We start from the raw sequence: 18,673 nt of genomic DNA, 5'->3' as shown, positions 1-18,673 counted from the left end.
CGCTCCAGGAGCGAGGCCGGCGCCGCCGAGAGCGGTTGACTCGAGTCGAGCCGAGCGAACATTTCGGTGACCCGATCCAGCGCATCGAGCACCGCATCCATCAGCTCCGGTGTAACGACCTTGTCGCCCTGGCGCAGGAGATTGAAGATATCCTCAGTCTGATGACAGATATCGACCAGCGGCCCGAGGTTAAGGAAGCCGGCACCGCCTTTGATGGTGTGGAAACCGCGGAATACCGCATTGAGCAAATTCCGGTCCTCAGGGCGTTGCTCGAGATCCACCAACTGCTCGCTGAGACCATCCAGGATTTCCCGCGATTCAATCAGGAAGTCCCTAAGGATGTCGTCCTGTTGTGGATCAATGGCCATGCATGCCCCCTTCAGAAACCGAGACTGGAGAGTAGATCGTCGACATCGTCCTGGTCCCGGACAACATCGTCGCTCTGGCCGGGGATCGCCGGGCCGTGGCCGCGCAGATCACCGCCCTGCGCATGCTGGGCAACCTCAGCGGACATTTTGCGACCGGATATCCGTACCAGCTTGACGAGCCCGTCCTCGACCTCCTGCACCAAAGCGATGACACGGCGGATTATCTGGCCCGTTCGGTCCTGATAGTCCTGCGCCATGAGCGCGTCGGATAGTAATCCGTGCAGTTGTGAGCCGTCGGTTTGAACGCGATTGTGAAACGCATCCACCTCGCGGCTGAGGTCGCGAAATTATTCGACGCAAATTTCCCGGCGCAGGAATCGCTGCCACTGCCCGCCCAATTCCCTGGCCTGATCGGCGAGTTCGTCTGCCATCGGCAACCCGGACTCCATCGCTGTCAATGTCCGGTGGGCGGCCTGCTCGGTCAACTCGATCACATGGCGCAGCCGCTCCCTCGCGTCAGGGATATCGTTGGCGATCACACTCAAATGGGAATCGGCTTGAAAGGATTTGAGAGCCTCGTGCAGATCCCGAGTCAGCACACCGAGCTCCCGGAAGAGCTCGGTTTCGCGGATCCGCGCGAGCGAATCAATGGTCTGCTGCGCGGCCTCACCGCTCCCTGATTCCAGCTGCTCGACGAGCTGTCGGGCGAGCACCAGGCGCTCGCGTACGTCCGTGTCATCGTTGTTCATAGGCTGTGGTTAGCTCCCGACGCTGATACGCTCGAATATTTTGTCGATCTTTTCTCGGAGCGTAGCGGCCGTGAATGGCTTGACGATGTAGCCATTCACACCGGCTTGCGCGGCGGCGATGATCTGCTCGCGCTTGGCCTCGGCGGTGACCATCAGCACCGGCAAGGCGGCTAGCCCTGGATCCGAGCGTACGTTTTCGAGCAGCTCGATCCCCGTCATACCGGGCATGTTCCAGTCCGTTATGAGGAAGTCGAAGCCTCCGCGCCGCAGTGTCGGCAGCGCCGAATTTCCGTCATCGGCTTCGACAACGTTATCGAAGCCGAGCTCTCGAAGTAGGTTGCGAATGATCCGGCGCATGGTAGAGAAATCGTCCACGACCAGGATCTTCATGTGCTTGTCCAACGCCACGCTTGCCTCCTGTGCTGCATGTGCCTGCCGCGGTGCGGGCGAACACTCTTATATCCAATCGGCCAGCAGAGCCCGCAGCTTGAGCGCAATTCGCCCATGGATCTGGCTGACGCGCGATTCGCTGACACCGAGCACCTCGCCGATCTCCTTGAGATTGAGCTCCTCGTCGTAGTAGAGCTGCATTACCAGTTGCTCGCGCTCGGGGAGTTCTCGAATGGCGGCGCTCATCGCCGCCTGGAATTCGTCCTGCTCGAAGAGCTCCACGGCGGCAGGCGCACGACCGCCCACGTCGTGCAGCTCACCGAGCTCGGATTCCTGCTCGTCGATGCTCACGATCCGCGCGGCGGCGGCATCCTGCAGAATCTGGTGGTAGTCGTTGAGATCGATGCCGAGGTGCTCGGCGACCTCCCGGTCCTTCGCCTCCCGCCCCGTTCGATGCTCGATCGCGGTGACCGCGCTCGCCACTTCCCGAGCCTTGCGGTGTACCGAGCGAGGCGTCCAATCGAGGCGGCGAATCTCATCGATCATCGCACCTCGAATGCGGATGGCAGCGTAAGTCTGAAAGCTCGCGCCCTGGGTTGCGTCATAGTGGCGCGTCGCCTCCAGCAATCCGATCATGCCGGCCTGGATCAGGTCATCGACCTGGACATTTGCCGGCAATCGGCCCGCCAAGTGATGGGCGATACGCTTGACCAACGGCGCATGATGCACCACGGCGTCATCGTCGACCCGAACCTGTTGGACATCCGCATAGGCGGCAAGCTGTTTCATCCCATCACTCCCTGTTGGCTCGTTCCGTAAGCGACGAGTCGTTCCACGAAGAATTCCAGACGACCTTCCGCGGTGGTCGGCAAGGGCCAGCGCGCCACCCGGCGGGCAAGATCCAAAAACGCCCGTCCCGAGGGACTGCTCGGGTAGGCGCACGTCACCGGCTGCTGGCGCTGCGCCGCCTTACGCAGCGATTCGTCTTCCGGAATGGCACCGGTGTAGTCAAGCGTGAGATCCAGAAAACGCGTGGCGACCTTGGAGAGCTTGCCGAACAGCTCCTGGCCTTCGCGGGGACTGCGTACCCGATTGGCAAGCATGTGAAAGCGCTGCACGCCGTGGTCGCGGTTCAACACCTTGATCAGCGCATAGGCATCGGTGATCGAGGATGGCTCGTCACAGGCGACCACCAACACCTCTCGGGCGGCTCTCGCGAAGCTCATGACGGAGTCGGAAATTCCCGCCGCGGTATCCACGATCAGATAGTCCAGCTCATGGCTGAGCTCGCTGAAGGCGTGGATGAGCCCGATGTGCTCGGCCGAGCTGAGCTCCGCCATGCGCTGCGTGCCGGAGGAGGCGGGGATGATGAGCACCCCGTTGGGTCCTTCGACCAACACCTCCTCCAGCGTGGCTTTTCCCTCGATCACATGGGAGAGATTGAGCCGTGGCGAGAGCCCCAACATCACATCGACATTGGCGAGCCCCAAGTCGGCGTCCAGCAGCATGACCCCGCGGGAGGTCTGTGCCAGCACGGTTGCCAGATTCACGGAGACGTGCGTTTTGCCGACGCCCCCTTTACCGCTGGTCACAGCGATGACCTTTACGGGCTTAGGATGGTTCATTCTTTTCAGTCCCGCCGCTTGATCCATGGCCATTTACTGCTGCCCGCCGGCAAGACGGCCGAAACGCAACGCCATCGATTCATCATCGTTTTCCTCGCCGGCATATTGACGCATGAGCGTCAGCGCGCTCTCGAGCAGCTGATCGCTGCGCGCGGGTTGTAGATCCTCGGGAACCCGCTGACCGGTGGCGAGGTAGGCCGCCGGCAGCCGATAGCGCAGCATCGCGGTCAGGACATTGCCCAGGCTGGTGGCCTCGTCGACTTTGCTGAGGATACAACCGGCCGGTTTGACCTTCCGGAACCCGCGCACGATTTCACACAATGCGGGGAGCTGGGTGCTGGCCGAGACGACGAGGTAGGAGCGGATCGGCGAGCCGACGGTCTCCAGCGTCTGCAGCCGCTCGCTCAGGCGCATGTCCCGGTGGCTCATACCGGCGGTGTCGATCAGCACCAGCTGCTTGTCCGCGAGATCCGCCAACACCGCCGCGAGCTCATCGCGATCGTGCGCGGCATGCACCGGCATGCCGAGAATTCGGGCGAAGCTGCGCAGCTGCTCCTGACCGCCGATGCGGAAATTGTCCGTGGTCACCAGGGCGACGTGACGGCGGCCGTGACGCAGCGCGTAACGCGCGGCAAGCTTGGCCACGGTCGTGGTCTTGCCCACGCCGGTGGGGCCGACGATGGCAATGACCCCGCCACGCTCGACGATGTCGTCGTCGGCGACCGGCAGGTGCCGGCGCAGCAGCTCCAGAGCCTCTTCCCAGGCCTGCTCCGGGTCCTCGCGCTCGCCGACGTTATCCGTGAGCTTGCGCGCCACATCAGAGCCCAGCCCCAGCTCGGTGAGACGCTGCAGCAACGTGAGCTGCAAGGGATGCCGCTGTCCCAGCCGCTGCCACTCCTGCAACGACAAATGACTCTCGAAGAGATTGCGCAGCGTGCGGATCTCGGCGCGCATCTCGAGCAGCGCCGGCTCCTGCGTCCATTCAATACGCGGCGACGGCTCGCCAGCCGGCGCCTGCGGCGAGGCGGAGACATTCGCCTCGGCGACAGTGGCCTGCGGGACATTCGCCTCGGGAGCCTCCGGCTCGGCGGCCGAGAAATCCAGGTCCAGCGCGTCGTCGGCAATGACGTTCAGCCGGCGCGTCGGCGCCTTGACGTCTGTTTTTTGACTCATGGTGCGCCCCAAAACCGCCTGGAAGTCCGTGCTGCTGGGCTGCGCTGGGGCTTCCTCCTCGAGCGCGGCACGTACCGCACGCTCGTCGTAGTCCACCGCCGAGATCACCTCCACGCCGCCATCCACATTGCGGCTGGACAGGATCACCGCGTCCGGGCCGTGCGCGCTTCGCACGTCACGGATTGCCTGGCGCATGTCAGCGGCGAATATACGTTTGATCTTCATCATTCCACTCCCGGAGTTGCAGCCATGCCTGAGGCGCTGTCCCGCTGTTTAGCCAGCTCTAGCGGCCACTTGCTGCTGGCCGATGGAGCTGACGATCCGTACTTGCTTGTCATCCGGCACCTCGTTGTAGGAGAGCACGTTCAGGCCCGCGACACTGTGTCGGCTCAGGCGGTACAACCAGCTGCGCAGCGGCGGCGAGGTCAGCAGTACCGCCGGTTGACCCGCCATCTCCTGGCGCCGCACGCTATCGACCAGTGAGCGTTGCAGCCGCTCTGCCAGGCCCGGCTCGAACCCCGCCATCCCATCAGAGGCTCCCTGTATCGTATCTAGCAAGAGTTGTTCCAAGTTCGGATCCAAAGTGATGACGGGAAGCTCGGCGGCCATTCCCGCGATGTTCTGCACGATCATGCGCCCCAGCGCTTGCCGCGCGACCTGCGTGAGCTGGCCGGGATCCTGCGTGCGCGTGCCCTGCTCCGCCAAAGTTTCGACGATCGAGCGCATATCGCGGATCGGAATGCGCTCTTCGAGCAGGTTCTGCAGCACCTTGACCACCACCGACAACGGCAGCGTATTCGGCACCAACTCCTCGACGAGCTTCGGCTGTGTTTGACCGAGCCGCTCCAGGAGCTTCTGGCACTCATCGTGGCCGAACAGCTGATGGGCGTGGCTTTGCACGATCTGACTGAGGTGGGTGGCCACCACGGTGCTCGCGTCGACCACCGTGTAGCCCAGCGTCTGCGCATGGTCGCGCTGCGCGAGATCGATCCACACCGCCTCCAGACCGAATGCCGGATCCCGGGTGGCAGTCCCCTGCAATCGGCCCTGCACCGTGCCGGGATTGATGGCGAGCTCACGCCCGACATAGACCTCCGCCTCTGCCACGGCCACGCCGAGCACGCTGACTCGATAGGCGTTGGGCGCCAGATCGAGGTTGTCACGGATATGCACCGGCTGGATGAGAAAGCCCAGATCCTGCGAGAGTTTCTTGCGCACGCCCTTGATACGCGTGAGCAACTCCCCGCCCTGGTTGCGATCCACCAACGGAATCAGGCCGTAGCCGACCTCCAAGCCGATAACGTCGATCGGCGGCACGTCCTCCCAGCTCAGGTCCTTGTTCTCCGGTGCGACGGCGGCCGGCGCCGGTTCCTCGGCATGCTCTACTCCACGGCGCCGGCCACGTTCGCGGCGGCGATGCTGCCACCAGGCGGCGGCAAAGCACAGTGCGGCGAGCAGCAGGAACGTCAGATTGGGCATGCCCGGCACCAAGCCCAGCGCACCGATGATGCTCGCACTGACCAGCAACGCCCGGGGGTTGTCGAAAAGCTGGGTCATCACCGCCCCGGCCATGTCCTGAGCGGAAGACATGCGGGTGACGAGAATCGCTGTGGCGGTGGAGAGAACGAGCGAGGGAATCTGCGCCACCAGGCCGTCGCCGATGGTCAGCAACGTATAGTTGTGCACGGCGGCGGCGAAGCTCATGTGGTGCTGCGCGAGGCCGACGGTGAGCCCGCCGATGATGTTGATGAACAGTATAAGCAGCCCGGCAATAGCATCGCCGCGGACAAATTTGCTCGCGCCGTCCATCGAGCCGTAGAAGTCCGCTTCCTGCGCGACGTCTTGACGCCGGCTGCGGGCCTGCTCCTGGTCGATCAGCCCGGCGTTGAGGTCGGCGTCGATGGCCATCTGCTTACCGGGCAGGGCATCCAGCGTGAAGCGTGCGCTCACCTCGGAGACCCGGCCAGCGCCCTTGGTGACCACCACGAAGTTGATGATGACCAGGATCGCGAAGACCACCAGACCGACCGCGTAGTTGCCGCCGACGACGAACACGCCGAACGCCTCGATGACCTGACCGGCGGCGCCCGTCCCGGCATGGCCGTTGAGCAGCACCACGCGCGTGGAGGCCACATTGAGTGCCAATCTCAGCAGGGTGGCGATCAGCAGAATCGTCGGGAATACGGCGAAGTCCAGCGGACGCAGCGCGTAGACCGTGGCCAGCAACATCACCAGGCTGAGCACGATATTGAATGTGAAGAGGAGGTCGAGCGCCAACGGCGGCAGCGGTATCACCATCATCGCCAGCAACGCCACGACCAGAAGCGGGGTGCCCAGGCCCTGCACGCCGATTTGGCGCCACCCTCTCGCAAATCCAGCTGCCATGCTCGTCATCGCCTCCGTCTACGGGGTCGAACGTACTTGAGAAATTCCTCGGGCACTGTGGGCTCGGGCCGTTTCGGCCGCTCCGATCCCGTGCGGCGATAGCTGCGCAGCTGGTAGATGTAGGCCAGCACCTGCGCTACCGCGAGATAAAGACCCGCCGGGATCTCACGATCCAACTCGGTGGTGTAGTGCAAGGCCCGCGCCAGGGGCGGCGCCTCGAACAGCGGTACACCGTTTTCCTGAGCGATGCGCCGAATGCGCTGCGCGACGAGATCCGTGCCCTTCGCCAGAAGCTGCGGGGCACGCATGTTTTTCGGGTCGTAGCGCAAGGCGACCGCGAAATGCGTCGGATTGGTAACGATCACGTCGGCCTTGGGCACTTTTTCCATCATGCGCCCTTGCGCCGCCTGCTGCTGGAGCTGGCGGATACGGCCTTTCACCTCGGGCCGGCCTTCGGTCTGCTTGAATTCGTCCTTGATCTCCTGCTGGGTCATCCGCAGCTTGCGGGTGTGCTCCCAGAGCTGGAACGGCACGTCGATCAGCGCGATAACACTCAGCGCCGCCGCCAGCATGAGGAAGGTATTGATGAAAATCCGCGCGGAATGATGCAGCGCCGGCGCTAGCGGCTCACTTGCAAGCGCCCGGAAGTCATCGAGGGACCCCCAGAGCATGTAGGTTCCCACCGCGCTCACCAACGCCACCTTCGCGAGGCTCTTGCCGAGTTCGACGAGGCCGTGCACGCCGAACATGCGCTTGAGCCCCTTGATCGGGTCGAGCTTGCTGGGCTTGGGCGCCAATGCCTTGACGCTGAACGTCCACCCTCCCAAGGCCACCGGGGCCGTTACGGCGACGATGAACAGCGCCAGCGCCAAGGGGCCGACGGCCCAGAGTCCCTTGCCGATCATCGCCTGCAGCAAGCGCAGCGGTGCCTGCGGGTCGAAAATCACGCCACGGCCCACATGCAATCCCTGACGCATTCCGTCGGCCAGGCTCTCGGCCATGTGACCGCCGAAGATGAGCAGACAACCCGCCGCGCCCAGCATGGCCAGCATCGTGGTCAGCTCGCGCGAGCGCGGAACCTGTCCCTGCTCTTTCGCCTCGCGCCGACGTTTCGGGGTCGGCGCTTGGGTTTTTTCCTGGCCGTCGGAATTCTCTTCCGCCACGACGTCCCTCTCCTCTCCAGCTCAATTCGAATACAGCAAGAAGCGTACCGAGGCCCGGCTCCACGCGGATTGCCTAATGCGTCAAGGCAAGCCTCGCGCGCCGATCAGCTGTTGAGGATGTGCCGCAGACCGTCAAACGCCAGGCGCCAAAGATTCGACATCCGCTCCGGCAAGGCGGGAAGCAGAATGTAGAGCACGACCAGAAAACCCGAGAGCAGCGTAAGGGGCAGTCCCACCGAGAAAATGTTCATCTGCGGTGCGGCGCGGGTCATCACGCCGATAACGAGATTCACGACCAGCAGCACCACGATGGCGGGCAGCGCCAGCAGCAGACCGCCGGCGAACATCTCTTCGGCCCAGGCGACCAGGGCATGAAGGCCCTGGCTGCTGAGTCCGACCGTGGCGATCGGCACCATGCGAAAGCTCTCCGCCAGCAGCTCGATCAGCACCAAATGGCCGCCCACCGCCAGAAACAACAACATGGCCACGATCAGCAGGAATTGACTGATTACCGGGCTCGACACGCCTGTCTGGGGGCTGATCATGGTGGCGAAGCCGAGCCCCATGGTTACCGACAGCGCTTCGCCGGCGAACGCCACGGCCTGAAAGGCCATGCCCACGAGCAGCCCGATCGCCGCACCGATCAGCACCTGTTGCCCGCCAATGAGCACGGTGGTTGGGGAGAGCGGGTCGAGCCGCGGGACATCTCCTACGGCCGGCAGGACGGCGAGCGTGAGCCCCACGCCGAGCAGCACCCGCAGCCGAACGGGGATGAAAATATCGGAGAACATCGGAGCGGTCAGCAGGAAGGCGCCGACGCGTATGAACGGCCAGAGGAACTGACCGAGCCAGGCGGCGATCTCGACCGACTCCATCGTCATGCCCCCGGCCTACGTGCGCACTAACCGATAAAACCCGGAATGCCCAGGAACAGCTCACGGGTGAAATCGAGCAACACGCGCAGCATCCAGGGCGCGGCGATGAACAGCGTCACCACCAACACGGCAAGCTTGGGCACGAAGCTCATGGTCTGCTCGTTGATTTGTGTGGCCGCCTGAAAGATGCCGATGACCACGCCGGCCGCAAGCGCCGTGAGCAGAATGGGCGCGGCGATCAGCACCGCCACGGTCAGCGCCTCCTTGCCGAGGCCGATGGCGAACTCCGGTGACATCGCGGTCTCCTCCTGCTAAATGCCCGGCTCAGCCGGGATAAAAGCTGCCTGCCAGCGTTCCCATGACAAGGGACCACCCGTCGATCAGAACGAACAGCATGATCTTGAACGGCAGTGAGATAAGCATGGGCGAGAGCATCAGCATGCCCATCGACATCAACGTACTGGCAACGACCAGGTCGATGACCAGAAAAGGCAGAAAAATGATGAAACCGATCTGAAACGCCGTCTCGAGCTCACTGGTCATGAATGCCGGCACCAGAATGGAAAAAGGCAGCTCCTGCGGGCTCTCCACCGGGCCCTTCTGCGCGATGTTGAGGAACACGCCGATGTCCTTCTCCCGAGTCTGTGCCAGCATGAATTCACGCAGCGGGCCGGCGGCGGAACGGACCGCCTGCTCGGCCCCCATCCCGTCATTGAGATAGGGCTGCAGCGCCACTTCATTGATGCGGGTCAACACCGGAGACATTACAAAGACCGTGAGAAACAGCGCCAGGCCGATGAGAACCTGGTTGGACGGCGTGCTGGCGGTGCCGAGCGCCTGGCGCAGGATGGCAAGCACGATTATGATCCGCGTAAAGGAGGTCATCATCAGCAGCGCCGCCGGCAACAAGGTCAGCGCCGTCATCACGGCGAGAATTTGCAGGCTCACGCTCCAGGTCTTGCCATCGCCGGCCGCCTGGACCGTAACCGCCTCGATGCCGTCCGCCTGTGCGAGCGCCACCGCTGGCAGGCAAAAAAGAACCAAGATCAGCAGGCATCGCATCAGCGCTTTCCATGTTCGTCCAGCATCGCGCGCAGCCGTTTCGCGAATGAAACGCTCCGGCCGTCCCCCGCCGCCGAGGCCGTCTGCGGTGTCTCGACGGGCTCATCAAGCACATGCAAAGTTTGTACCCGACCCGGAGCCACACCCACGAGAAGCTGAGCTCGGCCCACTTGCACCAAGACGATTCGCTCCCGGTTACCGACGGCCAGGCCGCCCAGAATCCGCAGCTGACCATTGACGCTGCGATTGAAACGCGCCATTCGCCGCAGCAGCCAGGCGAGGGCGACGATCACCGCCAGCACGACTCCGAGCGCCAAGGTCAGCCGCAGCAGCGCGTTCGGGTCGACACCCACGCCCTCGACCCGGGCCGCCGCGTGAGCGATCGATGCCGGTAAATTGACGAGTACGGTGGCGAAAATCCGTCCAATGCGCGGCGCGCCCATGGCTGAAGTCCTTATTTGAGCTTGCGGACTCGCTCACTCTGGCTGACGACATCGGTCAGACGAATGCCGAACCGCTCGTTGACCACCACCACTTCGCCGTGGGCGATCAAAGTGCCGTTGACCATGACGTCCAACGGCTCACCCGCCAGACGATCGAGCTCGACCACCGAGCCTTGATTGAGCTGCAGCAGATTGCGAATGTTGATCTGAGTGCGACCGAGCTCCATGGACAGCGTGACCGGTATATCCAGAATGACGTCAAGGCCGACGTCCTCATCCGCGGTTTCGACCGGCGGCTCGTCGGAGGAGTCCAGCTTGTCGAAAGCCGCGCGTTCCACGCCTCCGGCATCCTCGCCACGCTCGCCACCCTGTTCGGCCAGGGCATCCGCCCAATCCTCGCCCATCTCCTGCTCCTTGAACGGCTGTTTACTCATGTGCGTCTCCTTAGGCTGACCAGGGACTGGTGCTGCGGAGCCCGAATCGGCTCCGTGATCTTGACGGCCACATTACCGCCGCTCTGCCCAGGACGACCGCGCAGCACCGGTACGCCCTCCGCGCGCAGCGTCACCGTCTCGGGCATCTCGATGGGGATGATGTCACCGGGGCGCAGCCGCATGAGCTCGCGCAGGCTGATGCTGGCCTCGGCGAGCCGGCAGGAGAGTTCTACCGATGCGCTCTTCATTTCCTCGCGCAGCGAGGTCACCCAGCGTTGGTCGAAGTCATTGCGATCGCTCTGCACGCCGGCATTGAGGATGTCCCGAATGGGCTCGATCATGGTGTAGGGCAACGTGATGTGGAGATCTCCGCCGCCGCCGTTGAGCTCGACGTGAAAACGCGAGACGGCGACCACCTCCGAGGGCGAGACGATGTTCGCGAACTGCGGATTGACCTCCATGTTCAGGAACTCGAAATCCACGGGCAGCACCGGATTCCACGCCTCCCGCAGATTGTCGAACGCCTGATCGAGCACCTTGCGAATCACCCGCGATTCGGTGGGCGTGAACTCTCGCCCCTCGATCTTGCTGAAATAACGCCCGTCCCCGCCGAAGAAATTATCGACCAGGATGAATACCAGCTTGGGATCGAGCACGCACAAACCGGTGCCGCGCAACGGGGGGATCTTCACCAGATTGAGGCTCGTCGGCAGATAAAGCGTGTGTACATACTCGGAGAACTTGAGCATCTCCACACCGGCGACGCTCACCTCCGCCGCCTTGCGCAGCATGTTGAACAGTCCGGTGCGAAACAGCCGGGCGAAGCGCTCGTTGACCATCTCGAGCGTGGGCATCCGCCCGCGCACGATGCGGTCCTGGAACTGAAAATCGTAAGCGCTGACGCCCTCGGCGGCGAATTCGGGCTGCTCCCCGACCTCTCCACCGTCGATGCCATGGAGCAGCGCGTCAATCTCTTCCTGACTGAGAACATCTTGGTGGGACATGGTTATTGCATCACGAACGCTGTGAAATACACCGCCTCGATATCGCCGGGCGCACCGACCTCATCGAGGACGCTATTGACCTCATCGAGGGTTTTCTTCCGCAGTTGCTCCTTGCCCTCGCGGCTGCTCAGCTCTTCATAGCTCTGGCTGCTCAGCAGCATGAGAAGGCTGTTGCGGATCATGGGCATATTGGCTTGCGCGGCGTCGATAACCGGCTGCTCGCGAGCCATCAGCTGCAGCCCGGCCTGCAGGTAGCCAACCCGCCCTTGCCGGTTGAAGTTAACCACCAACGGCGGCTCGAGCGGCAGGTAGATCGCGGGCTTCTGCGAGGCTTCGGATGCCTGCTCGGCGGCCTCCCCGCTGCTCGCACCCGCGGCAGCCGCGGACGCTGCCGGATCACCGCCGAGGTAACCCGTGAAATAGAGCCCCGCCAAAATGCCGACCCCGACGAGCAGGGCGACGACCAATACGATCGTGATGAGTATCCAGGTAGCCAGGCCTGTTTGTCGCTTTCCGCTGGGACTGTCTGCGGCCATCCGCCGAGCTCCTCTTTGTCTTGGTTTCCGGCGATCTCATCTCCCGAGGTGAAGCAACCGGCACCAGACCCGCGCCTCGGTATACCCGCAGGTGCGCTGGAGCGAGTGTTCAGCAGAGCTCAGGAGACATTGCGCGCGACGCGCTCCTGAACCCAATGCAGTTTTCTTGCCAAGTGAGCGAGCCCCGTCGCGCGCCCCCTCAGGCGTAATGATCCACCAGCGAGCGGCCAATTCGGCGCGGCTCGGCGACCGCGGACGGAATCGACTCCGACCCGCCGGTGACGCCGGGTGCGGCAAACTCCTGTGCTCCAGAGCCCGAGTAGGAGCGATCACCGCGGCCCTCGTCCTGGGAGACATTCACATCGACCGCGCTGAAGCCTGCGTCCGTCAACATGCCGCGCAGGCGCGATGCATCGGCGGCAAGCGCCTCACGTGTCAACGCATGCTGTGCGTTGAGCGCGATGCTGACCTCGTCACCGTGCAGCGAAACGGCGATGTCGAGCGGTCCAAGCCCGGGTGGGCTGAGCAGCAATCGGGCCTGCTGCACCTCGTTTTGGACCATCCAGAGCATCCGCTCGCCGACCGCCTGGCCAAACCCCGCCACGGCGACCGGGGTGGCCACCTGCAGCGTCGGAATTCCGGCGCGGTTCTCCGTCGCCGGCGAGCTCACGGCGTTCGAGGCGCTCACCCCCTGCAGCAAATTCTGAAACACCGCCAGCGATTTGGCATCGGGGTCGTCGCCAGCTTGCCCAAGCGCCTTCCCCTCATCGCCCGCCCCCAAGGCCGCCAAAATGCCGGCGACCGGATCACCCACTTGGCCGGCGGCTCGAGCCGACCCTCCGGAGGCGGCCGTCAATAGCCCAAGCAATGCATTAGGATCCACCCGGCCGCCGGAACTTGAGGCGGGAAAACCGGCGTGCGCCGAGCGATCCACCAGCCCCGCCAGCCAGGGCAGCAGGCCGTCCGGCGCGATGGCGGGAACCTCGTCGCTATGCTCTTCCAACCAGTTCGCCAGCGCCTCGGGATCAACGCTTCGCCCCGTCTTCCTCTCGATTTGGGTGAGCAAATCCGCCATGAATCCGCCGTCGCTCTGAGCGCCGCCCTCGGGTGCGGGGCTGGTTGGCCGGGGCGCGCCAACGCCGCCGAGCTGCAAGTTATTGGAAGGCATCATCTACGCTCCCTCGCTATTGACTGTTTTCAGGGCCTGTCGGGCGCTGCGCCAGCGCGTCGTTGAGGCGCTGATCGCGCACGGCATCGGCGTGCTGCTCCACGCGACGGTAGCGCCCGACGAGCTGTTCCAGTGCCTGAGCGTTGCCCCATTGGTCCAACCAGCTCAGCCGCATCTCTTCGACTTCGCCTTCCAGGCGTTCAAGGCACTGCTGCTGTTGGCAAATGGCCTGGTCGATGCGCCCCAGAAACGCGTTGTAATCGCGCAGGCGGTAGGCGTCGATGCCTTGACTACCCGAGACGGCCAATTTCTGTGCATACTCGCGGCGAAATCCGCGCAGCTGCTCGATGCGCTCCCCTTCCTGACTCAGCCGCTCGCGGTGAGCGGCATAGGCGCGCGCCAGCTCGCTCGCCCGCTCGCTGGCAAGGCGATGAATGGGTTCCATTCGCTTGGATCGCTTCATTGCTCGACCTCAACGGCCGCCCGGCCCTTTTCGCCGAGCAGATCGAGCAGCGTTTCCACACTCTCTGCAAAGCCCACGGCCTCGTTGACCTCCTGACGCAGGAAGCGAGTAAGCTGCGGATGATAGGCAATCGCCTCATCGACGCGGGGATCACTGCCCGCCTTGTAGGCGCCGACATTGATCAGATCCTGATTCTGCCGATGCACGGAATAGAGGCTTTTGAACCGCTGTACGGCCTTGAGCTGCTCTGGAGCGATGATGTTCAACATAGCCCGGCTCGCCGAGGCCTCGATGTCGATCGCCGGGTAGTGACCGGCGTCGGCCAGCTCGCGACTGAGCACGACATGGCCATCGAGGATCGCGCGCGCCGAATCGGCCACCGGGTCGTTTTGATCATCCCCTTCGGCGAGGACCGTGTAGAACGCCGTGATCGAACCGCCACCGTCGGGACCGTTGCCGGCCCGCTCCACCAGCTGAGGCAGCTTGGCGAAAACTGACGGCGGATAACCTTTGGTGGTCGGCGGCTCACCGATGGCCAGTCCGATCTCACGCTGCGCCTGGGCATAGCGGGTCAGCGAATCCATCAGCAGCAACACCTGACGTCCCTGATCGCGGAAATACTCGGCGATGGCGGTGGTCAAAAGCGCGCCGTGCAGGCGCACCAGCGGCGACGTGTCGGCCGGCGCGGCGACCACCACGGCCCGCGAGAGCCCCTCCGGTCCGAGTATGTGATCGATGAACTCCTTTACCTCGCGACCACGCTCGCCGATGAGCCCCACGACCACCACATCGGCGTTGGTATAGCGGGTCATCATGCCGAGCAGCACGCTCTTACCCACACCGCTGCCCGCGAACAGCCCCATGCGCTGCCCGCCTCCGACGGTCAGCAACGCATTAATGGCGCGGATGCCGACATCGAGCGGGCGCTGGATCGGGGCCCGCGAGAGCGGATTGATTTGCCGACCGATGAGCGGTATCGCGGCCTCGGCCGGGGGCATGGCTTTGCCATCGAGCGGCCGCCCGGTACCGTCGAGCACGCGGCCCAGCAGGGCCGACCCCACCTGCGCCTCGCACGCGGAAAGTTGCGGTATGACGCGCGCATTGGGCGTAAGACCGTGCAGCGGCCCGGTCGGCATCAAGTAAAGTTTTTCACCGGCGAAACCCACCACCTCGACCTCGACGCGGGCACCGCCGCTGCCGATGACCGTGCAACGCGAGCCCACCGCGGCTTGGCAGCCCTCCGCCTCGAGCGTAAGGCCCACCATTCGCTGCAGCTGGCCCTCCACCACGAGCGTTGGCCGGCGTATGCGTCCGCGGTATACGCGCAGGCGTTGCAACCAACGCGCGCGCCGCTCATCGCTACTGAGCGTCATTCGCACCCTCTCCGGCATCGTAACGCCGCTCGTCCCCGAGCAGATCCGCCGCCAGGGCGGAGAGGCGGTGCTCAAGCGTGGCGTCCACGCGCGAGCGTGCCGTATTGACGATGCAGCCGCCGCGGGTCACGCTCGGGTCGTCCACCAGCTGCCACGCATTCTCCCCCTCTCCCAGCGCCTCGCGGATGAACGCCGCATCGTCGGGATGCACCTGCACCTTGACCTTGCGTGCCGATAGCGGCAACAGCGCGATCGCTTCGCGAATGATTCCGACAATCTCGCCCGGCTGAATTTGCAGCTCGCGGCGAATGACCTGTTGCGCCAGACATAAAATCATGCTCACGAGTTCCTGCTCCACGTCGTCGTCGAGCTCGCTCGCGGGCTGCGCCAAACCATCGAGTACGCCGCGCAGGCGTCGGGCCAAGTCGGCGGCCTCGGCTTGCCCCTGGGCGAGCCCCTCGTCACGGCCCTGACGAAAGCCCTCTGCCCGGCCCGCCCGACGGCCTTCCTCGAAGGCTTCCGCGTAGGCCTCGCGCTGGATGCGCTCGAGCACCTCGACACTGACGCCGGGCGAGGGGGTCTCGCGCGGCGGCGCGACCGCCGTGGGCTCGGCCACATCCGGTAAGCTCCAGGCGCTCGCCCGCCCGCCATCGCTTGCCGCACCTGAAATGACGCCACCGCTCATGAGATGTAAGCCTCCCCTCCACTGCCAAGCGAGAGCTGACCTTCATCGGAGAGCCGCTTGGCGGTTGCCAGAATTTCCTTCTGCGCCGTCTCCACTTCGCTCAGCCGCACCGCGCCTTTTGCTTCCAGATCATCGCGCAGCAGCTCGGCGGCCCGTGCGGACATGTTGCGAAAGAACTTGTCCTTGATCCGGTCATCCGCCCCCTTCAGCGCGAGCACGAGCGTCTCGGTATTGATCTCGCGCAACAGCAGCTGCACCCCACGGTTATCGACCTCCGCGAGATCGGCAAAAACCAGCATCATCTCCTGAATGGCTTCACTCAAATCCGCGTCAATTTCCTTGATCTGCTCCATGATGGCGCTCTCGCTTGTCGAATCGAGCTGATTCAGGATATTGGCAGCCGCCTGGGCACCGCCGATCGTCGAGGAGTTGATCCGTTCCTTGCCCGAGAACTGGCGTTCCATGATTTCGTCGAGCTCCTTGAGCGCGGCCGGCTGGATACCCTCCAGCGAGGCCACTCGCATCACCACGTCGTGACGTGTCCGCTCCGGCAGTACCCGCAACACCTGCCCGGCTTGGTCCGGATCGAGGTAGGCGAGCACGATTGCGATGATTTGCGGATGCTCCAGTCGGATCATCTCCGCCACCGTCTTGGCATCGAGCCACTTGAGCTGCTCCAGACCGCGCGTGTTGCCACCCATGAAAATCCGGTCGATCACCCCGCCCGCCTTTTCCTCGCCGAGCGCCTTGACCATCACGGAGCGGATGTAGTCCGAATTGCCGATACCCAGCGCCGTCTGCTCCTCGACCGTGGACGTGAATTCTGCGAGCACTCGGCTCGCCTGCTCGCGGGTCACGTTCTGCAGCGCCGACATGGCGACACCGAGCTGCTGCACTTCGCGCGGCCCGAGGTGCTGCATGATCTTGGCGGCCTCCTCCTCACCGAGACTCATCAGGAAGATCGCCGCACGCTCGGCCCCGGTCATGGAATTTTGCCGTGTCTCACTCATTTTCCTGAGCCAACCAGCGCTTCATTACATTGGCGGCCACCTCGGGCTCCTTGCCCACCACTTCGCGGGCGATCCGCAGGCGGTTGTCGTAGTCGTTGCCGGCACCGATGCGCTTGGGCTCCTCCGGGCCGGTCAACGCATAGCCCGCTTCGGGACCCTCGGGGGCTTGCGGCAGCGCCGCCGGCACGGGAGCGCTCGCGAGCCGCTCGGGGGGCTCGGAGCGATCCCGGCCGAGCAGTCCATGGACGAGCGGGCGCACCACGGCGAGGATCAGCACCAGTCCCAGGATCGACGCCAGCAGCAGCTTGCCCCCTTCCGAGACCCACGGCTGCTGCCACAAGGGACTCTCCACGGGCGGGGCGGCGTCGGAGGGCTGGAACGGCGAGCTGATTACGTTGATCGTATCGCCGCGCTGCGCATCGAAGCCGACGACCTGCTTCACGAGCTCCGTGACCTCGGTCAGTTTCTCCTGATCCAAGTCCTCGGTTTGCCCTTCGGCCTCGCCCTTGGCCGGCGTCGCCGCGGGCTGATCGAGCAGCACGGCCACCGAGAGCCGGGTGATCGCTCCCTGCGGCGTGCGCACGTGGCGGATGGTCTTGCTGACCTCATAGTTGCGGGTGTGACTCACACGGCTGTCGACCAGTTTTGGGGCGGAGGCGGCGTCGCTGCCGGCGCCGCTTTGATCGGCCCCATTACCCTCGCCGGCGGGATTCCCCGTCTGCGCCGGTTGCAGCGTGCCGGTCCCCGGCGGCTGATTGCTCAGAGCGCCCGGCACCCCCATCGCCTCCTGCGAGCGCTCCGTGCGGTCCTCGCTGCTTTGCTCGCTGCGCACGGCGCTCTGACCCGGCTGATAGAGCTCCTCGGTGCGCTCCTGTGCCGAAAAATTGACGCGCGCATTGACTTGCGCTTTCACGTGGCCGGTACCGATGATCGGCGCCAGCAGGTCCTCGATCCGTCGCGCGTAGGCGTCTTCGATGCGATGCCGGAAGGCAAGCTGCTGCACCGTGGCGTTCAAGCCCTCGCCATTGTCCTCCAGGCGGCTGAGCAGCCGGCCGTGCTGGTCCACGACCGTTACGTCGGTCGCGGACATCTCCGGAACGGCGCTGGCCACGAGGTGCGCGATGGCCGAGACCTGGCCGCCGGTCAGGACCCGTCCGGCATACAACCCGATGGTGACGGCGGCGCTGGGGTTCTTGCGGGCGCGAACGAAGACCGAGCGCTCCGGAATGGCCAGGTGCACGCGCGCCCGCGCGACCGGATCCAAAGCATCGATGGTGCGAGCCAGCTCGGTCTCCAGAGCACGTTGGAATCGGGCCGTCTCGAGAAACTGACTGGTACCGAAGCCCTGGTCCTGGCGCAGGCTTTCGAAACCGACGCCGCCCGTGTGAGGCAGACCCTGACTGGCAAGCTTCAACCGCGCCCCGGACAGACGCTGCGCCGGCACCAGGATGGCGCCCGAATTCTCATCGAGGCGATAGGGAATGTTGGCCTTCTGCAGGGCGTCGACGACGGCACCGGCATCCTGCGTCGGAAGACTGGCGTAGAGAGCGCGATAAGCCGGTTCCTGCGCCCACATGAACAGCGCCAACCCCGCCGCGATGGCAAGCGCAAGGCCGATGATCAGACCGATCTGGCGCAGTGCGCGATCGCCGAGGTACTCGCTCAGCAGAAGACCGAGCCGCCCCCGATCGTCATCTTTCTGACGCTGTGCCTCCACATTAGATGTTGCTGTAGCTGTCAGAACCTGATTTGCCGCCATCGCGCGTT

Annotated in this window: 20 protein-coding genes and 1 pseudogene; all 21 read right to left on the bottom strand. The window is 64.3% G+C overall.

What is annotated here, in order from left to right; genetic code table 11:
- A partial coding sequence (locus AC52Q4_RS06820) for an Hpt domain-containing protein (protein WP_495536050.1) occupies positions 1-368 on the bottom strand: 368 nt, incomplete at its 3' end.
- A gap of 11 nt (positions 369-379) precedes the next feature.
- Positions 380-1,117 (bottom strand): annotated as a pseudogene (locus AC52Q4_RS06815) (protein phosphatase CheZ).
- A gap of 9 nt (positions 1,118-1,126) precedes the next feature.
- On the bottom strand, positions 1,127-1,519 hold the full coding sequence (cheY, locus tag AC52Q4_RS06810; protein WP_495536051.1) for a chemotaxis response regulator CheY: 393 nt from the start codon (positions 1,517-1,519) through the stop codon (positions 1,127-1,129).
- Positions 1,520-1,573: 54 nt separating this feature from the next.
- Positions 1,574-2,296: an RNA polymerase sigma factor FliA gene (locus AC52Q4_RS06805; RefSeq protein WP_495536049.1), complete on the bottom strand. Its 723-nt coding sequence runs from the start codon at positions 2,294-2,296 to the stop codon at positions 1,574-1,576.
- On the bottom strand, positions 2,293-3,165 hold the full coding sequence (locus AC52Q4_RS06800) for a MinD/ParA family protein (protein WP_495536048.1): 873 nt from the start codon (positions 3,163-3,165) through the stop codon (positions 2,293-2,295). The genes AC52Q4_RS06805 and AC52Q4_RS06800 overlap by 4 nt, the downstream gene beginning before the upstream one ends.
- Complete coding sequence (gene flhF, locus AC52Q4_RS06795; RefSeq protein ID WP_495536047.1) at positions 3,166-4,530, bottom strand: flagellar biosynthesis GTPase FlhF; 1,365 nt, start codon at positions 4,528-4,530, stop codon at positions 3,166-3,168.
- 48 nt (positions 4,531-4,578) lie between these two features.
- A complete protein-coding gene (flhA, locus tag AC52Q4_RS06790; RefSeq protein WP_495536046.1) occupies positions 4,579-6,690 on the bottom strand; it encodes a flagellar biosynthesis protein FlhA in 2,112 nt (703 codons plus the stop codon).
- Positions 6,691-6,695: 5 nt separating this feature from the next.
- The gene (gene flhB / locus AC52Q4_RS06785; RefSeq protein WP_495536045.1) at positions 6,696-7,853 is read right to left on the bottom strand and encodes a flagellar biosynthesis protein FlhB; all 1,158 of its coding nucleotides are present in this window, start codon (positions 7,851-7,853) and stop codon (positions 6,696-6,698) included.
- Between the two features lie 104 nt (positions 7,854-7,957).
- Positions 7,958-8,734: a flagellar biosynthetic protein FliR gene (gene fliR, locus AC52Q4_RS06780; RefSeq protein WP_495536044.1), complete on the bottom strand. Its 777-nt coding sequence runs from the start codon at positions 8,732-8,734 to the stop codon at positions 7,958-7,960.
- A gap of 20 nt (positions 8,735-8,754) precedes the next feature.
- Positions 8,755-9,024, bottom strand: a complete 270-nt coding sequence (gene fliQ, locus AC52Q4_RS06775) for a flagellar biosynthesis protein FliQ (protein WP_495536043.1) — start codon at positions 9,022-9,024, stop codon at positions 8,755-8,757.
- Between the two features lie 28 nt (positions 9,025-9,052).
- A complete protein-coding gene (gene fliP / locus AC52Q4_RS06770) occupies positions 9,053-9,790 on the bottom strand; it encodes a flagellar type III secretion system pore protein FliP (RefSeq protein ID WP_495536042.1) in 738 nt (245 codons plus the stop codon).
- A complete protein-coding gene (fliO, locus tag AC52Q4_RS06765; RefSeq protein WP_495536041.1) occupies positions 9,790-10,233 on the bottom strand; it encodes a flagellar biosynthetic protein FliO in 444 nt (147 codons plus the stop codon). Before fliO ends, fliP begins: the two co-directional genes overlap by 1 nt.
- Positions 10,234-10,244: 11 nt before the next feature.
- Complete coding sequence (fliN, locus tag AC52Q4_RS06760; protein ID WP_495536040.1) at positions 10,245-10,667, bottom strand: flagellar motor switch protein FliN; 423 nt, start codon at positions 10,665-10,667, stop codon at positions 10,245-10,247.
- Complete coding sequence (gene fliM / locus AC52Q4_RS06755; RefSeq protein WP_495536039.1) at positions 10,664-11,671, bottom strand: flagellar motor switch protein FliM; 1,008 nt, start codon at positions 11,669-11,671, stop codon at positions 10,664-10,666. Before fliM ends, fliN begins: the two co-directional genes overlap by 4 nt.
- 2 nt (positions 11,672-11,673) lie before the next feature.
- Positions 11,674-12,207 (bottom strand): flagellar basal body-associated FliL family protein, encoded by a 534-nt coding sequence (locus tag AC52Q4_RS06750; protein ID WP_495536038.1) that lies wholly within the window; start codon positions 12,205-12,207, stop codon positions 11,674-11,676.
- Positions 12,208-12,406: 199 nt separating this feature from the next.
- On the bottom strand, positions 12,407-13,378 hold the full coding sequence (locus AC52Q4_RS06745; protein ID WP_495536037.1) for a flagellar hook-length control protein FliK: 972 nt from the start codon (positions 13,376-13,378) through the stop codon (positions 12,407-12,409).
- 13 nt (positions 13,379-13,391) lie between these two features.
- Positions 13,392-13,838: a flagellar export protein FliJ gene (gene fliJ / locus AC52Q4_RS06740; RefSeq protein ID WP_495536036.1), complete on the bottom strand. Its 447-nt coding sequence runs from the start codon at positions 13,836-13,838 to the stop codon at positions 13,392-13,394.
- Positions 13,835-15,211 (bottom strand): flagellar protein export ATPase FliI, encoded by a 1,377-nt coding sequence (fliI, locus tag AC52Q4_RS06735; RefSeq protein WP_495536035.1) that lies wholly within the window; start codon positions 15,209-15,211, stop codon positions 13,835-13,837. Before fliI ends, fliJ begins: the two co-directional genes overlap by 4 nt.
- The gene (locus AC52Q4_RS06730) at positions 15,198-15,896 is read right to left on the bottom strand and encodes a flagellar assembly protein FliH (protein ID WP_495536034.1); all 699 of its coding nucleotides are present in this window, start codon (positions 15,894-15,896) and stop codon (positions 15,198-15,200) included. Before AC52Q4_RS06730 ends, fliI begins: the two co-directional genes overlap by 14 nt.
- Positions 15,893-16,906 carry a flagellar motor switch protein FliG gene (fliG, locus tag AC52Q4_RS06725; protein WP_495536033.1) on the bottom strand — a complete coding sequence of 338 codons (1,014 nt, stop codon included), beginning with the start codon at positions 16,904-16,906 and terminating at the stop codon, positions 15,893-15,895. Before fliG ends, AC52Q4_RS06730 begins: the two co-directional genes overlap by 4 nt.
- Positions 16,899-18,623, bottom strand: coding sequence for a flagellar basal-body MS-ring/collar protein FliF (fliF, locus tag AC52Q4_RS06720; RefSeq protein WP_495536032.1), 1,725 nt, complete (start codon positions 18,621-18,623; stop codon positions 16,899-16,901). The genes fliG and fliF overlap by 8 nt, the downstream gene beginning before the upstream one ends.
- Between the last annotated feature and the right edge of the window lie 50 nt (positions 18,624-18,673).

Source organism: Nitrococcus sp. (genome assembly GCF_059432795.1).
Note: the sequence above shows the minus strand (reverse complement) of the source record. Positions and strands in the feature narration are given on the sequence as shown.

Coding starts and splice junctions, on each gene's coding strand:
- AC52Q4_RS06805 (WP_495536049.1), bottom strand. CDS start 2,296: ATGAAACAGCTTGCCGCCTATGCGGATGTCCAACAGGTTCGGGTCGAC.
- AC52Q4_RS06800 (WP_495536048.1), bottom strand. CDS start 3,165: ATGGCCATGGATCAAGCGGCGGGACTGAAAAGAATGAACCATCCTAAG.
- flhF (WP_495536047.1), bottom strand. CDS start 4,530: ATGAAGATCAAACGTATATTCGCCGCTGACATGCGCCAGGCAATCCGT.
- flhA (WP_495536046.1), bottom strand. CDS start 6,690: ATGGCAGCTGGATTTGCGAGAGGGTGGCGCCAAATCGGCGTGCAGGGC.
- fliR (WP_495536044.1), bottom strand. CDS start 8,734: ATGACGATGGAGTCGGTCGAGATCGCCGCCTGGCTCGGTCAGTTCCTC.
- fliQ (WP_495536043.1), bottom strand. CDS start 9,024: ATGTCACCGGAGTTCGCCATCGGCCTCGGCAAGGAGGCGCTGACCGTG.
- fliP (WP_495536042.1), bottom strand. CDS start 9,790: ATGCGATGCCTGCTGATCTTGGTTCTTTTTTGCCTGCCAGCGGTGGCG.
- fliO (WP_495536041.1), bottom strand. CDS start 10,233: ATGGGCGCGCCGCGCATTGGACGGATTTTCGCCACCGTACTCGTCAAT.
- fliN (WP_495536040.1), bottom strand. CDS start 10,667: ATGAGTAAACAGCCGTTCAAGGAGCAGGAGATGGGCGAGGATTGGGCG.
- fliM (WP_495536039.1), bottom strand. CDS start 11,671: ATGTCCCACCAAGATGTTCTCAGTCAGGAAGAGATTGACGCGCTGCTC.
- AC52Q4_RS06750 (WP_495536038.1), bottom strand. CDS start 12,207: ATGGCCGCAGACAGTCCCAGCGGAAAGCGACAAACAGGCCTGGCTACC.
- AC52Q4_RS06745 (WP_495536037.1), bottom strand. CDS start 13,378: ATGATGCCTTCCAATAACTTGCAGCTCGGCGGCGTTGGCGCGCCCCGG.
- fliJ (WP_495536036.1), bottom strand. CDS start 13,838: ATGAAGCGATCCAAGCGAATGGAACCCATTCATCGCCTTGCCAGCGAG.
- fliI (WP_495536035.1), bottom strand. CDS start 15,211: ATGACGCTCAGTAGCGATGAGCGGCGCGCGCGTTGGTTGCAACGCCTG.
- AC52Q4_RS06730 (WP_495536034.1), bottom strand. CDS start 15,896: ATGAGCGGTGGCGTCATTTCAGGTGCGGCAAGCGATGGCGGGCGGGCG.
- fliG (WP_495536033.1), bottom strand. CDS start 16,906: ATGAGTGAGACACGGCAAAATTCCATGACCGGGGCCGAGCGTGCGGCG.